Here is a 20948-nt window from a genome sequence, read left to right on the forward strand (position 1 = left end):
CGTATTCGGAGGAGAAAACGGTGAAGGGGACTAAAAAAGAGGTACATATAAATGACAAGGTAATTCGTTACACACATATCGAAAAAGGTTCTAGTACGGTTTGCTTTATGTTCTCAGGTTCAGGATACAATTACGATAAACCGTTATTTTATTATGCGACGATGCTTATGCTCGAAAATAAAATAGATGTAGTACATATTCATTATTCTTATGACGAACAAGTAATGAATAAACCAATCGAAGAAGTAACGAAAATAATGATGGATGATATTAATCCTGTAATGAAAAAAGTATTAAAAGGTGAGCAATACAATCATACAATGTTTTTAGGGAAGTCACTCGGAACGATTCCGATTGCAAATGATTTAATGAAGAGGGAAGAGTTTTTACAGTCAAAAATGATACTACTTACACCTTTACTAACTTTTGATTCCATTTTTGATTCGATCCTACATAGTCATCATGAAGGGCTATTAGTAATTGGAGATAAAGATCACCAATATAATGCAGATCAAATCGATCAGTTACATAAAACGAATTTACAAATTGAAGTTGTCAAAAACGCAAATCATTCTGTAAATGTTGGGGGATTGGAAACAGAGAATTCAATTGAAGCGATAGCAAAAATAATGGGAAAACTTAAAGAAGTTGTTAGGACAAACTAACCTATCAATACATGCAAAAAGAAGTGCAAATTGCACCTCTTTTTTTACTTAATAAGCCCTCAACACATGAAGCAAATAATCCTTACGATTCAGAGGATTATAATCAACACGTTTTCGAGTAGGAAAGGGAGCCTTTAGTTTTGTATAACCAGATGGCTTCGTTGTAAATATACCTTCTCCTTCTGTAAATGAATGAAGCATTCGCTTAAAATTCTCTGTCTTCGTGACAGGTAATGACCCAGTTAACTGGTAAGAATCATTAATGAATATAGGCTCTGCAAAAGTGGCTGGAATAGCAGCAAGCTTATACATCGCGGTACTAATTGCATGTTCTGGTACAGTCAATTCAAATTCGTTAACTGGTTCATATACAAATGTGTCAGCTTGCTTTAAAGCATCCATTAAAACGAGTGGTGTTAAATTTCTAAAGTCACTTGCTGTTGTAACAGGACTAGCATAACCAGTATGGGTTAACGTGACGATAACGTCCGTAACCTCCCATCCGTATAAACCTTGTTTTAACGTTTGAAATACAGTATCTTCAATTGCTTTATGAAATGCTAAAGGCAATGATCCAAGTTCAACACCTAACTTATATGTTATGCCAGAGTTAAGCTCACCACGTTCGATTTTAAAACCAATTGTTGCGTAAAATGGATTCGCTTTTTCACCCATTACTTCAACGCTATTCCCTACGCCAAGTGGTTTCTCAATACATACAACTCGCGTATTTGAGAAAGTAACCTGCAAATTATATTTCTCATAAAGTGTTGTTTCAATTACTTCTTTTTGTACTTCACCGAAAAGGCGAATATATAGTTCATTATGAATATCGTCTTTCCACACTTTAATGAGCGGATCTTCTTCACATAGATCCATAAGTGCAGCGTATAGATCATGAATTCGTTCTTTTGGTACTGCTTCAATAGCAGCTTCCATTTGTGGTTCGGCAAAGTGAATGTCTTTTATATAATCCGTTCGTTCACCGATAATATCACCAATTTTAATATCACTCAGTCCCCACACTTTGCAAAATTCTCCGCTAGAAACGGTAGAAACTTGAACAGCATTTCCGTTATGAAACATGCATATTTTCTTAATCTTTTCTTTATGTGCCAGAGCTTCCCCGCGCTGTATATCAACATATTTTCTAACGTGTAAACGACCAGAAAAAACTCTTACATATGCAATCTTTTCCCCAGAAGGTTCACGTTCAATTTTAAACACAACACCGGATAATGTTTCATTTTCTGCCGACTTTTTAGCTGGAAATAAGGCTGAAATATTTTCGAGCAGTTCAGTTACACCCATACCTGTCATGGCTGAACCGAAAAAGATCGGGTACACATTTGCTTGCGCTATTTGTTTAATGAGTTCCTCTCTTAATAGTGTGCCCGGTACGATTTCATTATTTACATATGACTCAAGTAATGATTCATTATATGGTGCTAACAGTTCCATACAGTCGTCATATGATTTGTATTTAATAATTCGTGCTTCCTTTGTTCCTTCGTTTTCTACAGAGTAGAAAGGGAATGCTTCATTTGAAAGAACCTCTTTTATTTGTTTCATAACTTTTTCAGTATTTGCGCCATTACGATCAATTTTATTTACGAATAATATTGTTGGTATGTTTAGTTTCTGCAATGTCCGCATTAAAATTTTTGTTTGTGCTTGCACACCTTCAACAGCAGAAATAACTAAAATTGCACCGTCTAAAACGCGGAATGATCGCTCTACTTCAGCGATAAAATCAGCGTGTCCAGGTGTATCAATGACATTTACTTTTACATCATCAATAAAGAAAGATACAACAGATGCTTTAATCGTAATTCCGCGTTGTCTCTCTAATTCCATTGAGTCAGTTTGCGTACTTCCACTATCAACTCTGCCAATTTCTTTAATTACATTCGTTTCATAAAGAATACGCTCAGTCAAACTCGTCTTGCCAGCGTCTACGTGCGCGACAATCCCTATATTTATTGTTGTCATATGTGAATATCCTCATTTCATTTTCCATTTTTATCTCCTCATTTCTATTTGTGTATTGCCGCATTACAATCACTCTCCAGTCATTTAAATTAGTACTATTATAGTGCAATTAACATTTTTTGTAACGCGACAAAGCGTCTTAATTTGGAAAAATATAAATGAAAACAAAATGCTTGCATTCTAAATCGATATAGATTATATTAATTGACATATCAACTATTGATACATCAAACATTTTTATTTTGCATGTAAAGGAGGGGTATTTTGACAAGTTCATGCTCGAAAGAAGCGATTATTTTATATAAATTACACTTTCTAAATAAAGAAGTAAGTTCAAAATTCGAAGGGTGTACGGGTATGAGCCAGTCTCGATTAGAGCTTATACTTCAGTTATATGAAGTAGGTGAAATTAGTCAAAAAGCACTTCAGCAAGAAGTGAATATTGATAATGCCGCAATTACAAGGCATTTAAAACAGCTAGAAGCAAATGGAATGATTACAAGACGTAAAAATCCAGATGATAACAGAATTACGTTAGTTTCTCTAACTGAAGAGGGACGAAATAAAATTCAAGTGTATCAGGAGGAAAAAGAACGTTTTGCAGCATCTGCATTTAAAGGATTAAGTGAAGAACAGCGCGATAATCTTTTAGCAATGTTAGACCGCATTCAAGAAAATATAAAAGAACTTTAAAAAAGGGAGAATTCAACTATGACTAACTCAGTACAAACAAATGATTTTAACGAAATTTTAACAGGACGCCGTTCAATTCGTAAGTACGATCCTTCAGTGAAAATTAGTAAAGAAGAAATGACAGAAATTCTTACAACAGCAACACTTGCACCATCATCTGTGAACATGCAACCATGGAGATTTTTAGTGATTGAAAGTGACGAAGCGAAAGCAACACTTGCGCCACTTGCGAAATTCAATCAATCTCAAGTAGAAACATCTTCAGCAATGATCGCTGTGTTTGGTGACTTAAACAACTTTGATAACGCAGAAGAAATTTACGGTACAGCAGTAGAGCGCGGTTTAATGCCAGCAGAAGTAAAAGAAGATCAAATGAAAAAACTTTCAGGTTACTTCTCAATGGTTACACCAGAAGTAATGAAAGATACTGTACTAATTGACGGTGGTCTTGTAGCGATGCAATTTATGTTAGCAGCTCGTGCTCATGGTTATGACACTTGTCCAATTGGCGGATTTGAAAAAGACCAAATCGCAGAAGCTTTCGGATTAGATAAAGAACGTCACGTACCAGTAATGTTAATTTCTATCGGAAAAGCTGCTGACAGTGGTTACCAATCAGTACGCCTTCCAATTGAAAAAGTTGCTGAGTGGAAGTAATTTTATAAATACAGAAATAAGTGAGATATGAGAGGGGAAACACCATGATTATTATTCACGCAATATTTCAAGTAGATCCAGCAAAACAACAATCATTTTTAGAAGAAATTCAGCCACTACTTCATGGCTCAAGAGAAGAAAGTGGAAATGTATCTTATGACTTATATAAAGATACAGAAAAAGAAAATGTATATACGATGGTAGAAGTATGGAAAGATGAAGAGGCAGTTGCGAGTCATAATACGAGTGAACACTTCACATCTTTCGTTAGCAAAGCACGACAATTTTTAACTGCGCCACTTGATATAAAAGTTTATAGTGGTGAACTAGTAAAATAATTAGTAGAAAAAAATGACTTTAGCGTATGGCTGAGGTCATCTTTTTTATTTTGATAGGAATATATTTACTTCTAACGTAATGTGTTATAATTCGGGAATGATATTTCTTAATTTTCTGAATTATTATAGGTGGGAGATAAATATATGAGTACATTAAAGAAAATTATTAACAATATTTCGAAGGTTATTATAGGAAAAGATGAATCGATTGAACTTGCAGCCATAGCTCTCATAGCAAGGAGGCATATGTTATTAGAAGATGTACCTGGGACGGGAAAAGGTGACATTAATATAAGTGAATGAAATTAACTGTAAATTAATTTTATTTACTTATATTTAATTACGTGGTAATGTATACTTACTTTTTTTATATCTTAACCAATGGAAAAAAGGTTGCCTTAGTAGAGTATTTCTCGTTAAATTCTTCATGAGATTATATTTGTTTCATTAATATAGAATGAATAAGAGATGTAATAGGGTTTAACCAATAACGAGTAGCATGTAAATAAAAAATTATAATTTATTTTTAAATTTTTGTAAGGGTGTGAAAATAGAATGAAACCGGTATTGAAAAACATACTTCTTTCCTTTGTTTTTTCTGCAGTAGGGATGTGTTGGTTTCTGTTTCTGTTAGTTAGAGGAGGCGGAGATTGGTTATTGTCTTGGTTAGGTGTATTAATGGCATTTTTATCTTTATACACGATAATAGATTTATATTGTAAGTATACATACGATAAAAAATTAAGTAAATTGTTTATTAAAGCAACAGTTACTACCTTTAGTTTTGCGGTATTGGGAATCATCTTTGGTATTGTACACGAGCTATTACAGCCATGGAGTCTCAGTTTAATGGTTTGGTATTGGTTGTTAGTGTTACTTTTATTTTCAACGACTATAATATTATTAGTTTTTGTAGTATTTGTTAATCGTAAAAATTATAATATTCCTGGTAGATATAGAATACTTATATTGATTAATCTATTTCTTACGCTAGGACCAGTACTGTGGCCACTACTTCTTACTATTATAGGAAATGGTATGAACGCTAGTGCAGGATGGTAAAAGTGAATGAAGATTAGTAGTTTAAAGAAGTGAATGGAATAATAAGTTAATATAGGGTTTAAAGTATGTAAGAGAACGTGTTTTCATAAAATGAAGACACGTTCTTTTTTATTTTCTTACAGAACTTTTTCTCATCTGGTCGCCAAATTTTGAAAGTAAGTATTTCGTAAGGAATGGATAAGAAAAAAGAGAGTTTTATCATTTAGGATGAAAGTATAGCTTAAATCAATACGATATAAATAGAGGAGAGAAAGCCTTATGAAAAAATGTTATTCAATTAAGTTAGCGAGTTTAGCAGTTTTATTAGCGGGTACTACTTTATTCACACCAGGTTTTACTGTAAAAGCAGAGTCTACTCAAAATATTTCTAATTCGTCAGAAGCACATGACCAAAAGAATCGGAATGGTTGGAAACGAGTCATGCAGGAAACAATCCAAGTTGGAGCGCCAGGGGTATTAGCTAAGACATCTAATAACGGAAAAATTAGTAGTTATACTGCTGGTGTCGCGGATTTAAATAGTAAGAAACCAATGAAATCGGAATATCGCTTTCGGATTGGGAGTGTGACGAAGACTTTTACCGCTACGACTGTTCTTCAATTAGTAGGAGAAAATCGCGTGCAACTTGACGATCCAATTGAAAAGTGGCTACCGGGTCTCATTCAAGGAAATGGGTATGATGGCAATCAAATTACGATACGTCAACTTTTGAATCATACGAGTGGTATAGCTGAATACTTAAAGTCAAAAGACGCTGATATTATGAATTCGAAAAAAACGTATACAGCAGAAGAAATAGTGAAAATAGGACTTTCTCTACCTCCAGATTTTTCACCAGGTAAGGGATGGCTGTATTCAAACACAGGATACGTAATATTGGGAATGCTTATTGAAAAAATAACTGGAAATAGTTATGCGGAAGAAATTGAAAAGCGAATTATTGAACCTTTGGATCTGTCAAATACGTTTTTACCAGGGAATTCACCCGTAATTCCAGGTAAGAATCATGCTCGTGGATATATGAAAATTGATGAAAAAAGTGAGCTGAAAGATATGACGTATTATAATCCGAGTTTAGCTAATTCAGCTGGAGATATGATTTCTAATGCGGACGATCTAAATAAATTCTTTTCATTTTTACTTGGTGGTAAGTTACTGAAAGAACGTGAGCTAAAAGAAATGCTTACTACAGTTCCTATAGAAGGAAAAGGTGTTGGTGATGGATATGGCCTTGGGATCTATGAGACTAAACTTCCAAATGGTATTTCCGTTTGGGGTCACGGAGGATCAATTCCTGGGTTTATGACTTTTGCTGGTGGAGTAATTGGAGGCAAGCATACATTTGCTGTCAATGTTAACTCTTTAGGTCCGGTTGATATTCTTACACAGTTTAATAAAATGATGCAAATTGAATTTAAGAAATAAATGAAAAGAATGTGAATGGGATCCTGCTTTAAAGGACAGTATTAGCATTCATAGTATGACATCAAGTGTAATTCAATCGTATAGTTTAGTATAAAAAAGGATGTCAGTTACACGACATCCTTTTTTATTGAGGACCAAAGAGGTATACTTTAAATTTTGAAAATTGTTATTTTTGCAATTATTACATATAATAAAGGGTATAGGGGTTGTACAAGAGAGTTATGAATGGAGAATACTTTAGTTTGTTAATTGTTTTTATTTTAATAAATAAAAGTAAATTGATTTGGAGTGAAATTCATTGGGAGAAAATCAGTTTAGATGGAGTAACAAGCAATTAAGAGAACATGTTGAAGTAATAGATGGCAAAAGAAATCCGCACATTTTATGTAAGAACGCAACTTATTTAAATTCCTATATGCGCGAGTGGGTGCAAGCAAATATTTGGATCTATGATGACCGGATTGTTTATGTAGGAGAAAAGCTGCCAGCGCAACTGCATGAATGTGAAGTCATTGATTGTAATGGAAAGTACGTAGTTCCAAGTTACATAGAACCGCATGCACATCCATATCAATTATATAATCCTGAAACGTTAGCGAATTATGCGATGCAGTTTGGGACAACGACTTTTATTAATGATAATTTAACTTTATTTTTCACATTACAACGTGAAGAAGCATTTCGTTTATTAGATGAATTTGAAAAGATTCCAGCAAGTATGTATTGGTGGTGTCGTTTTGATGGGCAAACTGAATTGCAAAAAGGGGAATCTTTATTTAATCGTGAAGAAATAATAGAGTGGCTTAAGCATAAAGCAGTTCTTCAAGGTGGCGAGCTAACAGCGTGGCCAAAGTTATTACATGGCGATGATGAAATGTTATATTGGGTGCAGGAAACGAAACGATTACATAAAAAAGTGGAAGGACATTTTCCAGGAGCATCTGAAACGACTTTAGCGAAATTAAAATTGTTAGGTACAGATTGTGATCATGAAGCGATGACAGGGCAGGAAGCTTTCATTCGTCTTATGCAAGGTTACACGGTTTCACTAAGAAATTCTTCAATCCGTCCAGATTTAGAAGTGTTACTAAAAGAATTGCTAGAACTAGGAGTAAAGCAGTTTGATAGATTCATTCTTACTACAGACGGCTCACATCCTTCGTTTTATGAAAATGGAATGACGAACGTAATGATAGCTACCGCGATAAAACAAGGAGTGCCAATAATAGATGCTTATCATATGGCAAGCTATAATATCGCTCGTTATTATAATATGGAACATCTACATGGTTCAATTGCGACAGGTAGAATAGCTAATATTAATATTTTGGAAAGTAAAGAAAACCCGGTTCCAATAAGTGTAATTGCAAAAGGAAAATGGGTGAAGCGTGACGGAATAAACAAAAGTGAATCAGTACAAATAGACTGGAGTAAATTTAAAGTAACTTCATTATTATTAAACTGGTCCATAGAAAAAGAGGATATGATTTTTTCTCATAAAATGGGTATACATTTATTGAATAACGTTATAACTAAACCATACACGAGTGAAATGGATTTAAACCGTGATGAACTTTCTCTAAATCATGATGAGTGTTTCCTTATGATGATTGCTCGTGATGGTACGTGGCGAGTGAATACAGTTGTAAAAGGCTTTGCAAATAAATTAGGAGGCCTTGCTAGCTCTTATTCTGGTACCGGTGACATCATTCTTATTGGGAAGAATAAAGAAGATATGCTTACAGCTTTTCATAGAGTGAAAGAGATTGGTGGGGGAATGGTAATAGCTGAAAAGAATGAAGTATTACACGAAATCGCATTACCATTGCTCGGGATTATGTCTAAGTTAAAAATGAATGAATTAATACAGGAAGAGAAACGGTTGGTGAAATTATTGCAAGAGCGTGGCTACGCGTATGATGATCCGGCATTTACCATTTTATTCTTTTCCGCGACGCACTTGCCTTTTATAAGAGTAACGCCTATAGGAATATATGATGTGAAAAATAGTAAGGTAGTGGCTTCACCGGTGAATTTAATAAAGCAATGTTAATATGAAAGGCCCTATAAAAGTCCCATTTATAGGGCCTTTCACATTGTTAGCATAAGAATATTGTGAGCCTCAAATAATATAGTATCTAAATTACTTGAGGTGAAACGTAAGTATGAAAAAAATATTGTATATTTTAAGTGTATTTATATTATGTGTATCTATTCAACAAGTTGTACATTCTCAAACAGATGCACCAGAGCTATCTTCTGATTGTCTTGAAAAAAGGAAAATTCGAGATGAGAAGTATGTGAAAAATATTATGAGGGACATTCAATCTACGTTTGATTTAAATATTGATGAACACAGTTTTTGGGAAGTGAGCCAAAGAGACCTGGATGCTGCACATTTAATGTATGGCGGAAGAGAAAATGATTCTTATTATAATTCGCTAACTAAAATTTATAATAGTGGTGGATTTAGAGAGCAGCCTAGTTTATTTGTGGCAGTGCAAGAAGCATTTTTACTTTATAAAGAAAAAGATAATATCAATGTAATGAAACACTTAAATCTAGATATTGAAAAAGGGGAATGGATCGTTATAGAAACGAAAAAGAAGAAAGGGAAAAAAGTGAAATTCAAGCCGTTACAATGTGAAAAAGATTATTTGAAAAAGAGAAATGAGTAACATAATCTAAAATGAAATAACGGAAATTTTGAAGGGGTAAAATTCCGTTAAGAATTGTAAATGAGGCGGTAGAAATTACTAGTAATTTCGCCATAAAAAAACGTCATTTTAATGTTTAAAATGACGTTTTTTTATATCATTAAATCTTTTGCATCGCACTCTCAATTCTCTTCACTAAATCAGCAGACACTTTATGGAAATACCCTAAAACGACCTTACTAATATCATCGGATATAACTTTCAAATCACTAGCTAAGTTTTTAGCAAGATGTTCTTTTTCAATCGGTTTTAACTTCGCATAAAATTCACTAGGCTGCGTAAAGTCATCCTGTTTCGTAATAGAAGTTCTTTCAAGTTTACCTTCAACGTATCTTCCGTCACCGCTCGTTATTTGATTAGCAGGTGTCCAATTTTGTTGTTGGTTAATGGTCAATTTGCGAAATTCGGAACCAATTCTTCTTCTTTGAGAATCACTATAAATGTTAGCGCGTCCTTGCAGCATTTTATCATCTGATAGTTCTGCACCGTCTAGTAAATTAGAAGGAGAGAAGGCGACTTTTTCTACTTCTTCCATATAATTTCCAGGGTTTTTGTTTAATACCATTTTGCCTACTGGTATAAGAGGGTATGACTTTTCATCCCATACTTTTGTATCATCTAAAGGGTCATAAGAAAGATGTGATTCATCTTTCGGATCCATGAGCTGGACATATAACCCGTATTCCACTGGTTTACCATTTGCAATTGCATCATATAAATCTTTCCCGCTATAATCAGGGTTTTCAGCAGCCAGTTTATTCGCTTCCTCATTAGTAATGAATTGTACACCTTCAAATGGGTACCAATGATACTTTACATACTTGCGGTAACCTTCTTCATTTCTCCAAACATATGTATTAACACTATGTCCTGGGATGTGGCGCAGACTTTTGGCTGTACCAGCATCAGAGTATAAATGGACAACGAAATGAATGGATTCAGGTGCGCTAGCGACAAAGCTCCAGAATTTATTAGGGTCTATTAAGTTATTTATAGGTGAAGGTAACAACGCTTGAATCGTTTCAGGGAAACGCATCGGATCACGAACAGAAAAGACAGGAATGTGATTACATAAAAGATCGAAAATGCCTTCCTTTGTATAAAACTTTGTAGAAAAACCGCGCACATTTCTAGAAGTGTCAGGTGTTCCTTTCGTACTAACAGCTAATGAAAATCGAACCATAACAGGAACTTTCTCATTAGAATGTTGTAGAAAACTTAACTTTGTATGTTCAGACATTGGATAGATTGTTTGAAAATAACCGAACGCACCAAATCCTTTTACATGAACAGGTCTTTCTAAAATTTTTTCGTGAATAAATTCTTGTAACGTCTCGTGAAGTACACTATCTTGCTCTAGAACTGGTCCACGTGAACCAACTGTTTGTGAGTGAAGTGTAGCTTGTTCATTACGTTCTCCATTTTCATTAAAGCCTTTCCCTAGTATAGATTGCCCCTGTTTATCATAGTTTTCATCCATCGATATAGCCTCCAAATCTTTTTTGTCCATTGTTACTAAATATGATTTCATAGCCTTGATTATGTATGACACGCAAAGTCCAAAATGGTAACAGACCGCTAGATGAAAAAAATGCACATGTAGTGGACCTGTTGAAATAGAAGAAATTATGGAAAAATGAATATCGGGAAGAAAATTACTATTAAAATATTAATCTTAAAAATGAATTTATACATGAATTTATAGAGAATGAACATAAATAAACAAGGAAAATAACTAGGAGGAATTTAAAATGTCGGATTGGTTTCAATTAGATAAAGAATATATGATGCCTACATACTGTCGTACGAAGGTTGCGATAGAAAGAGGAGAAGGGTGCAAGCTTTATGATGTGGATGGTAAAGAGTATGTAGACTTATTTTCTGGTGTCGGAGTGAACGTATTAGGATATAATCACCCGAAAATTGTGCAAACGACAATGGAACAAGTTACAAAATCATTGCATCTTCCATTTCATTTTTTAAACCCAGTTGCGATTGAGTATGCAAAGAAATTAGTAGATTGCTCTTTAAAAAATGGAAAAGTCTTTTTTACAAACTCTGGTACGGAAGCGACAGAAACGACGTTGAAATTAATTGATAAATATAGAGCTAATACGGGTGTAGAACGTGAAGGAATCGTAGTGTTGAAAAATAGTTTCCACGGACGTACGTTAGGAGCACTTCATTTTACGAGACAAGAAAGTGTATATCAAAATTTCCCTAAAACATCTATACCAGCATATGAAGTAGAGCGTGAGAATATAGAGCAATTAGAAGAAACAATCGTTAAAGAAAATCCAATTGCGATTATGCTAGAGCCTGTATTAGGAAGCGGGGGGATATACCCTTTATCAAGTGAATATTTACATGGTGTTCAAAACTTATGTGATAAATATAATGTCATTCTTATCGTTGATGAAGTTCAAAGTGGTATGGGGAGAACTGGTAAACTATTCGCTTATCAAAATTTCAATATTACTCCGGATATTATTCAAATTGGTAAGGGGGCAGGAGGCGGGATACCGCTTGGCGGAATTATTGTAGGTGAAAAGTTATGTGATGTATTTGCACCAGGAGATCACGGCACAACGTTTGCTCATTCTTCAATGGGAACGGCTTTAGGATTAACGGTTTTAAATACATTGATTGACGATGGTTTAATGCAAGAAGCGTATGAAATGTCACACTATCTAAATGATAAATTGCAAGAAATTCAGAAAGAAAATTCTTATTATATTGGTGAAGTACGTCATGCTGGTATGATGTTTGGAATTAGTTTGAATGATACGAATGAAAATGTGAAGAAATTACAGGTAAAGCTAATGGAGAAAGGGATGTTAGTTGACGTTACACAAGGGAACATCATCCGTTTACTTCCGCCATATATAATTACAAAAGAAGAAATCGATACATTTGTTAATGAGTTTATCTCTTGTATGCATAGTTTAGCAGCTACAAGTGTTTAAAAACTTTAATGAAAAATCACCTTATTTTTAATGCAAATAGGAAGAAAATAGTGGTAAAAAAATAAATTTACGTAAAAAAATAAAAAGCTGAAAAAGGTACTCATATAGCGCCTTCTTCAGCTTTTTATAATACTAAAATTACTTAACTTAAAGAGCATCTCATTGGACAAATAATTAATTATGTGAAACAATAATAACAGATAAGGAGACATTAATTTTCCTTAAGTGCTTCGAATTAATTTATTCAATAAGAGAAGGTGTGCTTAAAGAAGTTAAATTAAACAAGGAGCTGTTTTATTATATGCAACAAAATAATGATTTAAATTTTGAACCTCAAGACGTTAATATTGTCAACTCTAAACAAGCCAGGAAAGCAGTAATTGCTACTGGTATAGGGAATGCAATGGAGTGGTTTGACTTCGGATTATACGCGTATTTAGCGGTTATTTTAAGTCAATTATTCTTCTCAGGTGTTGATAATAGTGGATTGCAACTTGTACTTACATTCGGTACATTTGCAGCAGCCTTTCTCGTTCGACCAATCGGAGGTGTATTCTTTGGTAGAATAGGAGATAAGTACGGCCGAAAAATCGTGTTAAGTACTACTATTATTTTAATGGCACTTTCTACATTATTCATCGCATTACTACCAACCTATGAACAAATTGGTGTATGGGCACCAATACTACTTTTAGTTGCCCGAATGATTCAAGGCTTCTCTACAGGCGGCGAATATTCAGGAGCAATGGTTTATATCGCAGAATCTTCTCCAGATAAAAAGCGTGGTATACTCGGTAGTGGTCTTGAAATTGGCACACTCTCAGGTTACATTGCTGCATCGGTAATTGTTACCATTTTGACGTTATTGTTAACAGATGAACAAATGCTCAGCTGGGGCTGGCGTATTCCTTTCTTAATAGCTGCACCAATTGGTTTGGTCGGTTTATATTTACGCCGTCATTTAGATGAATCTCCCATCTTTGAAGAGATGGAAAAAGCACAAGAGGAATCTGAAGACAACGAACAATTTTCGTTTATGGATATATTAAAATATCACAAAAAAGACTTCTTATTAAGCACAGTTATTGTCGCCTTCTTTAACATTACAAATTATATGATTCTTTCGTATATTCCTTCTTATCTAACTCAAGTACTTAAAGTCAAAGAAACAACTGGCTTATTAATTATTTCTATTACGATGGCACTTATGATTCCACTGGCACTTTATTTCGGTAAATTAAGTGATAAAATTGGTAATAAACGTGTCGTGCAAATTGGTTTACTTGGTTTAGCAGTATTTGCAATTCCAGCATTTTTACTAATAGGTAATGGACATATTGCAGCTATATTTGCAGGTATTTTCATTTTAGGATTCTTCCTAAGTGTATATGAAGGAACGCTACCTTCATTATTACCATCACTCTTTTTCACCGATGTACGTTATCGAGCACTTTCGATCTCATTTAATATTTCTGTATCGATATTCGGTGGAACAACACCGCTCGTATGTTCATACTTAGTTCATGCAACCGGTAACCCGCTTGCACCGGCATTTTATTTAGCAGGTGTAAGTATTATTGGATTAGTCGTATTTAGTGTATTATTCGTTACAACTTCAGGACGTGCACTTAAAGGTTCATATCCTACAGTTGAAACGAAAAAGGAAGCACATCTAATCGCTAAAGAAGACCCTGAAGAAACACTTTGGTGGCATGAAGAGTCGTTAGAAATTGAAGCAGGGAAAAACGCTTCAATTTAAAAAGTAATGTAGAAGTATAAAAAGACTCCTATGAAAATAGGAGTCTTTTTTGTTATGTTATTTCTTCCTTTTCTTCAAACTCTTCTGATACAAGTAAAGTTTATGAATCTCTTCCTTAAATTCCTGAAGTAGCATCATATCCTCACTATTTGAATAACGTACTGTATTATAAGCATTTACAATAATATGACTCTCAATATTTACATCTTCTTCACTATTTATTCTTTCTAACCATGCTTCAACAGTTTCTCCTCGTTTTCTATTTAAAGGAGGAGTTAATTTACTCTCCAGCTTAAAAATTTCTTTTCGAATTTCGTTATGTGGTGGTTTGTTTCGTTTAAATTGTTTTAAACTCATTCCTTCTTTGTCAGTGATGATAGTAGATTCGAAGGCAGGCATATTTGGCAAACTTAAATATTTTCGTTTTTTTATTATTTTCCAAACGACGTAAATAGCAATGGTTGTACATACTATTATTGTAATGCTATTTATGAGAGTTGGATCAAAAGAACGCTGTCCAAAGTCATCCTTAATTTGAGGATCCTTTAAATTCCCTTTATTCGACCAAAAATCGTCAGTTTCTTTTGATTCAGCTGCCGAAAATAACGGATTAATGGTGTATCCAAATCCTAAAGCAACTACTTGTACGGCATAAGAAAAAAGAAGCCGAATGTATGGGAAAATAGGAATGAGGAAAGCACTAATTATTCCAATCGTAATAAGAGAAGCGAAACGTAATAACTGCTGATTACGATTAGCCCCAGTTAACCAAAATGTAATCATTATGTGTAAGACTAACAGTAACAGTTTCCACAAAGGTGGAAAGGGCGCATAAAATATAGCTGAAACACCAAACCAAACAATACCGCTTAATGATTTTTGAACTGGATATCCTGGTCCGACTACATATACGATAAAGAAGAAAAGTGGTAACATTATTGTGCCAAATAGAGAGAAAGAGAGAAAGAGAGAACAACCGATTATTTGAGTAATTAACAGTATGACAAAACCTGTTGTTTTTTTCTTCATTAGTTTATGGATAAGAAATACTCCCATATAGCCTGTTGCTAAAAATATAGCAATACCGATGAGTTCATCTCTTTCCGTTAATAACGAAAGGAGGAGCAGCAGAATAAAGTCATTAATGTGATAAAGCCAAGTTTTCAAGCTTTTCCACCATCCCTTCGTTATTAATGAGAAACGTAGGCTGAGAGAGAAGAGGGAGTTCATTTCTCTGTAAACCAATGTATATCATTGTAGACGATCGTTCTCTTTTTCTCGTTACATAATGAAGAAATCCTTGTTTCGGAAGTAACGTACTATCATCTGAAATACGCGCTAATTCCTCTAAAGATATCCCGTAATGGGTTAGCCCTTCGTTTAATGGTAAGTGCAGAGGTCCACCTTCAACTAATACACTAATAAATAGTTCAAACGGTATTTGATGCTTCGTTGCGTATTGACAAATGTATGTTGCAAATGAAATAAGGTCTTCTATATTATCTTTCCAACCAAATCCGCGATCAGCAGCTAATGAAAGACAAATCGTCCAACTATAATTTTTTACAGGCTCATATTGCTTCGCCTGTAATGATTGCATTTTAGCAGATGCTTTCCAATGAATAGAACGGAAAGACTCACGTTCATATCGTTTAACTCCAATAATAGATGTTTCATCATTGTAAAAAGAAAAATTCGTTCGATAAGATCCGTTTAAAAGTTGCTGTAGTTCTTGTAGGCCTGCTACTTCTTTAGGAGAAGGGTACACAATAATTTCAGTCCTTAATTTATCAAAAATGGGCAAATGCACAGTTAAAAGATGAAAAGGATCTTTCAAGACACATTCGAACTGTTCAATTTGAAACACACCACGTTTCGTTGCAGTTAATGTTAAATCCCACTTTTGCGCCGAATGAGCAGGTTGTGAAAACGGGAAAGAGAATAGTGTTTTTGATATTTGTTCAATTCCTTGATCATTTTGTGGTAGTAGTGACGGATTTAAATGAAAATAACAAACACCGTTAACGAGTGGTATATTTGCTCCATTTTTTAAATGAATAAAAAACTGCCCAGATTCATTAGGAAAAAGCCGAGTAGTTTGTTTCCCATTTACGACTTCAAATGTTTTCTCTATGTAAGCGACATATTTATAAATGAAAATCGCAAATAAATAATAGAAAAAAAAGAGAAACATAATGATTCGTTGTGGCATAAAAAATGTAAATAGTATAGCGCCTGGGACAGTTAGTTGAATAATATGAAGTTGGAAAAATAAAGGTACAGTTACAACACGCTGTCCATTCATGTTTGTTCAATCTCCACCGGTACGTCAACTTCTTTTAAAATCCTTTGCATAATTTCATTTTTTGTCGTACGTAATGCACCTTCCATTGATAAGACGATACGGTGATTCCAAACAGAAGGAACTAAAAATTGTATATCTTCAGGCGTGCAATATTCTCTGTCGCGTAAAAAGGCTAGTGCTTGAACTGCGCGTACTAAAGCTAATGTGGCACGCGGGCTTACACCATTGGCGATGTAATCATGATTTCTTGTAGCGTGAGCAAGTTTAATAATGTAATGTTCTAACGGTTCTGATACGAAAATTTCTTTTACTCGTTTCTGTGCTTCTAAAATATCATCTAAAGAAATAACAGATGTGATACTTTCTAGTGGTACATCGCTACGAAAACGTCGCATCATTTGTAGTTCATCCTCTGGAGACGGATAACCAATTGAAATCGTCATTAAAAAACGATCAAGCTGTGCATCTGGTAGAGGGAACGTTCCTTGTGATTCAATTGGATTTTGCGTTGCAATAACAAAGAACGGTTTCGGAAGAGGAGTAGATTGCTTTTCAAGCGTTACTTGTCGTTCTTCCATCGATTCTAATAAACTAGACTGTGTTCTAGGCATAGCGCGGTTAATTTCATCCGCAAGCAAAATGTTGGTCATGACTGGTCCAAGTCTTAACTCGAATTCGCTCGTTTTCGGATTGAAATATTCAATACCTGTTACATCACTCGGAAGTACATCCGGTGTAAATTGGACGCGAGAAAAATTACCACCTATACTTTTAGAAAGTGTTTTCGCAAGTAACGTTTTCCCCGTACCAGGCACATCCTCAAGCAGTACATGTCCATCAGCAAGCAATGAAACGAGTAATAGATCAATAACATTTTCTTTACCGACAAAAACGGATCCTATGTTTTCTTTCAATTTATTTATCATATGTATCATTCCTTTCAAAATATAAGCGGATATTTCTATATTTTAACAAATTATTCAGAAAATTGATATGATTTTTTAATTTAAAGAAATAGATATTAAGTTATTAAATTACCTTGCATATTTTGGAATATGATTATATAATATCGATATACGATGTATCGTTAGTCGATATATCAGGTAACGATGTATCGGAGGTGGTTATAATGAATGCGAAAGCGAAAAAATATATTCCGTTAACAGAGGCGACATATTACATATTGTTATCACTAGTGAAACCAATGCATGGTTACGGAATTATGCAAATGGTAGAAGAGATGACAAATGGAGAAGTAAAGCTCGGTCCAGGTACTTTATATGGGAATACGACAAAGTTACTAAAAGAGAAGTTAATAGTTGAAGTGGCCTCTACAGATAGAAAGAAGTGCTATGAGTTAACGCTACTTGGTAAAGAAGTATTAGAGCTAGAGTATAACAGGTTGCAGAGATCTGTAAGGAATGGGAATAGTATTTTAGGGGAGTGAATGGAAGATGGAGACTAAAAGGGTATTTAAGTTTTTTACGGCATGGAATTTAGAAAAAGAAGAAGCTTTTTTACGAAAGATGCATCAGCAAGGTTGGGCATTACAAAAATATAATTTAATGTATACGTTTAAGAAAACTGAGCCAAAAGATGTAATATACAAAGCTGATTTTAGATTAGTTTATAGAGATTCGAAAGAACAACAACAAGAGTATTTTGAAATATATGAAATGTCAGGTTGGGAACGTGTAACAAGTTTCACAAGATGGAATTATTTTTGTAAAGAAGTAGAAGAAGTAAATGAATTGCCTGATATTTACTCAGAAAAGGAGACGAGGATACAAAAACTAAATGAGTTATTAGTATTCTTTGTTATTATGTTAGCAGCTATATTACCATCAATGTACAATCTATTTATAAGCCCGATGGAATCAAGAGTGCCAATGTGGGCGAAAGCTATGACGAGTCTTACAGGTTGTATGTGGATATACTTCTTTATAAGACTCACTTGGAAAATTAAGAAATTAAAAAGTGAAATATTATAATAAAAAGTAGAGTTAAAAAGAAGTTGATGTTGTAGGGAAATACCGGGATTAACTTCTTTTGTTTCTATATAATTGTATTTTTGTTCACTCTTTTTTATATAATAAAAATCTATATAAAGGCACAGAATTAACAGTTACGAAGAACCACAAATAACCCAAAAATAATAAATGAAGAAAAAATGATTCATATCGAAGATCAAAAAAATAAAAGATGACTAAAGAGGTGTGGGGTGTAACTTATAATAAGGAAGAAAAACATTTTTTGATTAACATATTAAATCGAAAAACCCCCTACAGAAAATTGGTAGGGGGTAATAAAAATGTTTAAGAAAAAGACTGATTTTGAGCAGGTTTAATAAATTGTTCTGGATTTTCAACGAGTCCGCATACAGCGCATTGGACTCTGTATGTTGGTCCTTGATAAGCCATATGAAAAGCATTCATATTTTCATTTGTGTATTCCTCTTCTACTTGACCAGTTTGTGGATTTAACTTGACTGGTTTTACTTGTTGCTCAAGAATATTAAAGCGAGTACGGTTCGTTTTACAGCTTGGACATAGCATTGGTTCCATATGTATACACCTCCATTTGTAGCATTTCTTAAACTCATTAATTTTATGCAAGCAAAAAAACTTTCTCAATATAAATGGGTATTTAAAGTATTCAAAATTCAGAAAAAATAAAATATAATAAAAGTACGAACTGGTTATGTCCAAACCAAATCTCCTGTTTTATGCCAATAAGCTGGGGGGCCGAGAAATCGGCCTCATTTTTTTTTGCTCGTTGCTATAAGGAACAAGGTTTTTATGAGACATTTGTCGAAATTTTAGGGATGGATATAAAGGAGGATGTAAAATGAATTTAAAAATGAAGTACATCATTTTATATGTAGAAAAGTTTGAAGAATGTTTAAGATTTTATAAAGATATTTTACAGTTACCTATAAAAGCAGAGCATGGTACATATATTGAGTTTAATACTGGTTCTACAATTTTAGCGATGAACACGAGGCAAGATGTGAAAGAATTAACAGGACTACCACTTACAGAAGGCGAGTTACAATCTTCTCATTTTGAATTGGGATTCGTTGTTGATCATGTACAAGAAACAATCGAACAATTTAGAGAGCAAGGAATTAAGATCTTAGTTGAACCAATTGTGAAATCGTGGGGACAAACAATTGCATACATTGCCGATCCAGATGGGAATTATATTGAAATTTGCAGTTCATTAGAATAGAAGGAGAAAAAGAGATGGGGTTTCCGAAACTAGAAACAGAACGTTTACAATTAAGAGAACTTACACTACTCGATGCAGAAACTATGTTCCGTTATTTTTCAAAAGAATCTGTTATACGTTATTTCGGGATGGATTCTTTCGAAAATATTGAGCAAGCAAAAACGACTATTCAAACGTTTAAAAATCGTTATGAAGAGGGAACAGTATTTCGCTGGGGAATTGAGAAGAAGGGTACGGGCCAATTAATCGGAACGTGCGGATTTCATTTAATAAACAAGCATCATAAGCGAGCTGAAATTGGTTATGAATTAGACGATACATATTGGGGACAAGGGTATGCAACGGAAGCGTTACAGGCGATTTTAGGTTACGGATTTGAAACGTTACAACTTATAAGAATTGCAGCTGTTGTATATGTAGAAAATAAAGCTTCTCAAAAATTATTAAGTAAAGCAGGGTTTCAAGAAGAAGGATTACTTCGAAAACATATGATTCAAAATGGAGTTGCTCATGATACAATTTTATACTCGTTATTAAAAGAAGAGTGGAAGAAGTAATGAATACAAACGAGCTTATAAATATTATGAAGAAGCATAAAGAAAATAGATTCATTTTAGGTATAGATGGTTTAAGTCGATCGGGAAAGACAACATTTGTAACAAACTTAAAGGAAAATATGAAACAAGAAAGCATCCCGTTTCATATTTTTCATATTGATGATCATATAGTAGAGCGTAATAAACGATATCATACTGGCTATGAAGAATGGTATGAGTATTATTATTTGCAATGGGATATTGAGTCGCTTCGGCAGAAGTTTTTTCAGAAGTTACAAAATGAAACAAAACTGAAATTACCGTTCTATAATAATGAGACAGATTCAAGTGAGATGAAAAAAGTACAGATACCCATAGTAGGTGTAATTGTAATTGAAGGTGTTTTTCTACAGCGAAAAGAGTGGAGAGATTTCTTTCATTATATGGTGTATTTAGATTGTCCAAGAGAGACACGTTTTCTTCGGGAGAGTCCGGAAACGCAGAAGAACCTTTCAAAGTTTGAGAATAGGTATTGGAAAGCAGAGGGTTTTTACTTAGAAACGGAATTGCCGAAGGATCGGGCGGATTTAGTCATACAATGA

The 20948-nt window shown here is 34.1% G+C and carries 21 protein-coding genes and 1 pseudogene; 16 read left to right on the forward strand and 6 right to left on the reverse strand.

The features are described 5' to 3' along the window. The first annotated feature begins 20 nt into the window (after nt 1–20). The gene (locus tag ILT06_RS16395) at nt 21–665 is read left to right on the forward strand and encodes an alpha/beta hydrolase (protein WP_149174163.1); all 645 of its coding nucleotides are present in this window, start codon (nt 21–23) and stop codon (nt 663–665) included. 48 nt (nt 666–713) lie between these two features. Here ILT06_RS16395 and tet read toward each other — a convergent pair whose 3' ends face one another. Continuing rightward, nucleotides 714–2657 carry a tetracycline resistance ribosomal protection protein gene (gene tet / locus ILT06_RS16400; protein ID WP_088046657.1) on the reverse strand — a complete coding sequence of 648 codons (1944 nt, stop codon included), beginning with the start codon at nt 2655–2657 and terminating at the stop codon, nt 714–716. A gap of 264 nt (nt 2658–2921) precedes the next feature. On the opposite strand from tet, the gene ILT06_RS16405 reads away from it, so the two are divergent. The 8 genes and pseudogenes from ILT06_RS16405 to ILT06_RS16440 all read left to right on the forward strand — a co-directional run bounded on the left by ILT06_RS16405 (nt 2922) and on the right by ILT06_RS16440 (nt 9510). Beyond that, nucleotides 2922–3350, forward strand: a complete 429-nt coding sequence (locus tag ILT06_RS16405; protein WP_064475661.1) for a MarR family winged helix-turn-helix transcriptional regulator — start codon at nt 2922–2924, stop codon at nt 3348–3350. 18 nt (nt 3351–3368) lie between these two features. Beyond that, entirely contained in the window at nt 3369–4007 is a 639-nt protein-coding gene (locus ILT06_RS16410; protein WP_088046658.1) for a nitroreductase family protein, read from the forward strand. A 44-nt stretch (nt 4008–4051) separates the two neighbouring features. Continuing rightward, a complete protein-coding gene (locus ILT06_RS16415) occupies nt 4052–4345 on the forward strand; it encodes a putative quinol monooxygenase (protein WP_064475659.1) in 294 nt (97 codons plus the stop codon). Nucleotides 4346–4489: 144 nt separating this feature from the next. Beyond that, nucleotides 4490–4624, forward strand: a pseudogene (locus tag ILT06_RS16420) (AAA family ATPase); the annotation flags it as partial. Between the two features lie 276 nt (nt 4625–4900). Beyond that, nucleotides 4901–5407 carry a DUF3902 family protein gene (locus tag ILT06_RS16425; protein WP_088046659.1) on the forward strand — a complete coding sequence of 169 codons (507 nt, stop codon included), beginning with the start codon at nt 4901–4903 and terminating at the stop codon, nt 5405–5407. Nucleotides 5408–5665: 258 nt separating this feature from the next. Continuing rightward, a complete protein-coding gene (locus ILT06_RS16430) occupies nt 5666–6832 on the forward strand; it encodes a serine hydrolase domain-containing protein (protein WP_064475657.1) in 1167 nt (388 codons plus the stop codon). A 298-nt stretch (nt 6833–7130) separates the two neighbouring features. Next, entirely contained in the window at nt 7131–8885 is a 1755-nt protein-coding gene (locus ILT06_RS16435) for an adenine deaminase C-terminal domain-containing protein (RefSeq protein WP_064475656.1), read from the forward strand. Nucleotides 8886–8997: 112 nt separating this feature from the next. Continuing rightward, nucleotides 8998–9510: a hypothetical protein gene (locus ILT06_RS16440; protein WP_064475655.1), complete on the forward strand. Its 513-nt coding sequence runs from the start codon at nt 8998–9000 to the stop codon at nt 9508–9510. 139 nt (nt 9511–9649) lie between these two features. On the opposite strand, the gene ILT06_RS16445 is transcribed toward ILT06_RS16440, so the two are convergent. After that, nucleotides 9650–11029 carry a catalase gene (locus ILT06_RS16445; protein WP_064475654.1) on the reverse strand — a complete coding sequence of 460 codons (1380 nt, stop codon included), beginning with the start codon at nt 11027–11029 and terminating at the stop codon, nt 9650–9652. Between the two features lie 271 nt (nt 11030–11300). On the opposite strand from ILT06_RS16445, the gene ILT06_RS16450 reads away from it, so the two are divergent. Together ILT06_RS16450 and ILT06_RS16455 are read left to right on the forward strand one after the other, a co-directional pair. After that, nucleotides 11301–12515 (forward strand): aspartate aminotransferase family protein, encoded by a 1215-nt coding sequence (locus tag ILT06_RS16450; protein ID WP_064475653.1) that lies wholly within the window; start codon nt 11301–11303, stop codon nt 12513–12515. Nucleotides 12516–12816: 301 nt separating this feature from the next. Further along, a complete protein-coding gene (locus ILT06_RS16455; RefSeq protein ID WP_064475652.1) occupies nt 12817–14274 on the forward strand; it encodes an MFS transporter in 1458 nt (485 codons plus the stop codon). Nucleotides 14275–14331: 57 nt separating this feature from the next. Here the strand turns inward: ILT06_RS16455 and ILT06_RS16460 are convergent, their stop codons facing one another. From ILT06_RS16460 to ILT06_RS16470, 3 genes are read right to left on the reverse strand one after another with little or no spacing between them, the layout of a single operon-like run. Further along, nucleotides 14332–15441: a DUF4018 domain-containing protein gene (locus ILT06_RS16460; RefSeq protein WP_088046661.1), complete on the reverse strand. Its 1110-nt coding sequence runs from the start codon at nt 15439–15441 to the stop codon at nt 14332–14334. Beyond that, on the reverse strand, nt 15416–16579 hold the full coding sequence (locus tag ILT06_RS16465; RefSeq protein ID WP_088046662.1) for a DUF58 domain-containing protein: 1164 nt from the start codon (nt 16577–16579) through the stop codon (nt 15416–15418). The genes ILT06_RS16460 and ILT06_RS16465 overlap by 26 nt, the downstream gene beginning before the upstream one ends. Further along, complete coding sequence (locus ILT06_RS16470; protein ID WP_064475649.1) at nt 16576–17505, reverse strand: AAA family ATPase; 930 nt, start codon at nt 17503–17505, stop codon at nt 16576–16578. The genes ILT06_RS16465 and ILT06_RS16470 overlap by 4 nt, the downstream gene beginning before the upstream one ends. A gap of 203 nt (nt 17506–17708) precedes the next feature. On the opposite strand from ILT06_RS16470, the gene ILT06_RS16475 reads away from it, so the two are divergent. Further along, the gene (locus tag ILT06_RS16475) at nt 17709–18026 is read left to right on the forward strand and encodes a PadR family transcriptional regulator (protein ID WP_000991836.1); all 318 of its coding nucleotides are present in this window, start codon (nt 17709–17711) and stop codon (nt 18024–18026) included. 7 nt (nt 18027–18033) lie between these two features. Continuing rightward, a complete protein-coding gene (locus ILT06_RS16480; RefSeq protein ID WP_222655302.1) occupies nt 18034–18570 on the forward strand; it encodes a DUF2812 domain-containing protein in 537 nt (178 codons plus the stop codon). 324 nt (nt 18571–18894) lie between these two features. Here ILT06_RS16480 and ILT06_RS16485 read toward each other — a convergent pair whose 3' ends face one another. After that, complete coding sequence (locus tag ILT06_RS16485; protein WP_000433607.1) at nt 18895–19143, reverse strand: hypothetical protein; 249 nt, start codon at nt 19141–19143, stop codon at nt 18895–18897. Nucleotides 19144–19426: 283 nt separating this feature from the next. On the opposite strand from ILT06_RS16485, the gene ILT06_RS16490 reads away from it, so the two are divergent. Genes ILT06_RS16490 through ILT06_RS16500 form a run of 3 tightly spaced genes read left to right on the forward strand, consistent with a single transcriptional unit; the run spans nt 19427 to nt 20948 of the window. Then, nucleotides 19427–19810: a VOC family protein gene (locus tag ILT06_RS16490; RefSeq protein WP_088046663.1), complete on the forward strand. Its 384-nt coding sequence runs from the start codon at nt 19427–19429 to the stop codon at nt 19808–19810. Between the two features lie 14 nt (nt 19811–19824). Continuing rightward, the gene (locus tag ILT06_RS16495; RefSeq protein WP_088046664.1) at nt 19825–20367 is read left to right on the forward strand and encodes a GNAT family N-acetyltransferase; all 543 of its coding nucleotides are present in this window, start codon (nt 19825–19827) and stop codon (nt 20365–20367) included. Next, on the forward strand, nt 20367–20948 hold the full coding sequence (locus tag ILT06_RS16500; RefSeq protein WP_064475647.1) for a kinase: 582 nt from the start codon (nt 20367–20369) through the stop codon (nt 20946–20948). The genes ILT06_RS16495 and ILT06_RS16500 overlap by 1 nt, the downstream gene beginning before the upstream one ends.

Origin of the sequence: Bacillus sp. 17RED48 (assembly GCF_019837545.1) — a bacterium.
Classification (GTDB): Bacteria; Bacillota; Bacilli; order Bacillales; family Bacillaceae_G; genus Bacillus_A; species Bacillus_A wiedmannii.

Excerpts from the sequence above, each read along its gene's own strand:
- tet (WP_088046657.1), bottom strand. The coding sequence starts at position 2,657 with ATGACAACAATAAATATAGGGATTGTCGCGCACGTAGACGCTGGCAAG.
- ILT06_RS16410 (WP_088046658.1), top strand. The coding sequence starts at position 3,369 with ATGACTAACTCAGTACAAACAAATGATTTTAACGAAATTTTAACAGGA.
- ILT06_RS16415 (WP_064475659.1), top strand. The coding sequence starts at position 4,052 with ATGATTATTATTCACGCAATATTTCAAGTAGATCCAGCAAAACAACAA.
- ILT06_RS16425 (WP_088046659.1), top strand. The coding sequence starts at position 4,901 with ATGAAACCGGTATTGAAAAACATACTTCTTTCCTTTGTTTTTTCTGCA.
- ILT06_RS16430 (WP_064475657.1), top strand. The coding sequence starts at position 5,666 with ATGAAAAAATGTTATTCAATTAAGTTAGCGAGTTTAGCAGTTTTATTA.
- ILT06_RS16440 (WP_064475655.1), top strand. The coding sequence starts at position 8,998 with ATGAAAAAAATATTGTATATTTTAAGTGTATTTATATTATGTGTATCT.
- ILT06_RS16445 (WP_064475654.1), bottom strand. The coding sequence starts at position 11,029 with ATGGATGAAAACTATGATAAACAGGGGCAATCTATACTAGGGAAAGGC.
- ILT06_RS16450 (WP_064475653.1), top strand. The coding sequence starts at position 11,301 with ATGTCGGATTGGTTTCAATTAGATAAAGAATATATGATGCCTACATAC.
- ILT06_RS16455 (WP_064475652.1), top strand. The coding sequence starts at position 12,817 with ATGCAACAAAATAATGATTTAAATTTTGAACCTCAAGACGTTAATATT.
- ILT06_RS16465 (WP_088046662.1), bottom strand. The coding sequence starts at position 16,579 with ATGAATGGACAGCGTGTTGTAACTGTACCTTTATTTTTCCAACTTCAT.
- ILT06_RS16470 (WP_064475649.1), bottom strand. The coding sequence starts at position 17,505 with ATGATAAATAAATTGAAAGAAAACATAGGATCCGTTTTTGTCGGTAAA.
- ILT06_RS16475 (WP_000991836.1), top strand. The coding sequence starts at position 17,709 with ATGAATGCGAAAGCGAAAAAATATATTCCGTTAACAGAGGCGACATAT.
- ILT06_RS16480 (WP_222655302.1), top strand. The coding sequence starts at position 18,034 with ATGGAGACTAAAAGGGTATTTAAGTTTTTTACGGCATGGAATTTAGAA.
- ILT06_RS16485 (WP_000433607.1), bottom strand. The coding sequence starts at position 19,143 with ATGGAACCAATGCTATGTCCAAGCTGTAAAACGAACCGTACTCGCTTT.
- ILT06_RS16490 (WP_088046663.1), top strand. The coding sequence starts at position 19,427 with ATGAATTTAAAAATGAAGTACATCATTTTATATGTAGAAAAGTTTGAA.
- ILT06_RS16495 (WP_088046664.1), top strand. The coding sequence starts at position 19,825 with ATGGGGTTTCCGAAACTAGAAACAGAACGTTTACAATTAAGAGAACTT.
- ILT06_RS16500 (WP_064475647.1), top strand. The coding sequence starts at position 20,367 with ATGAATACAAACGAGCTTATAAATATTATGAAGAAGCATAAAGAAAAT.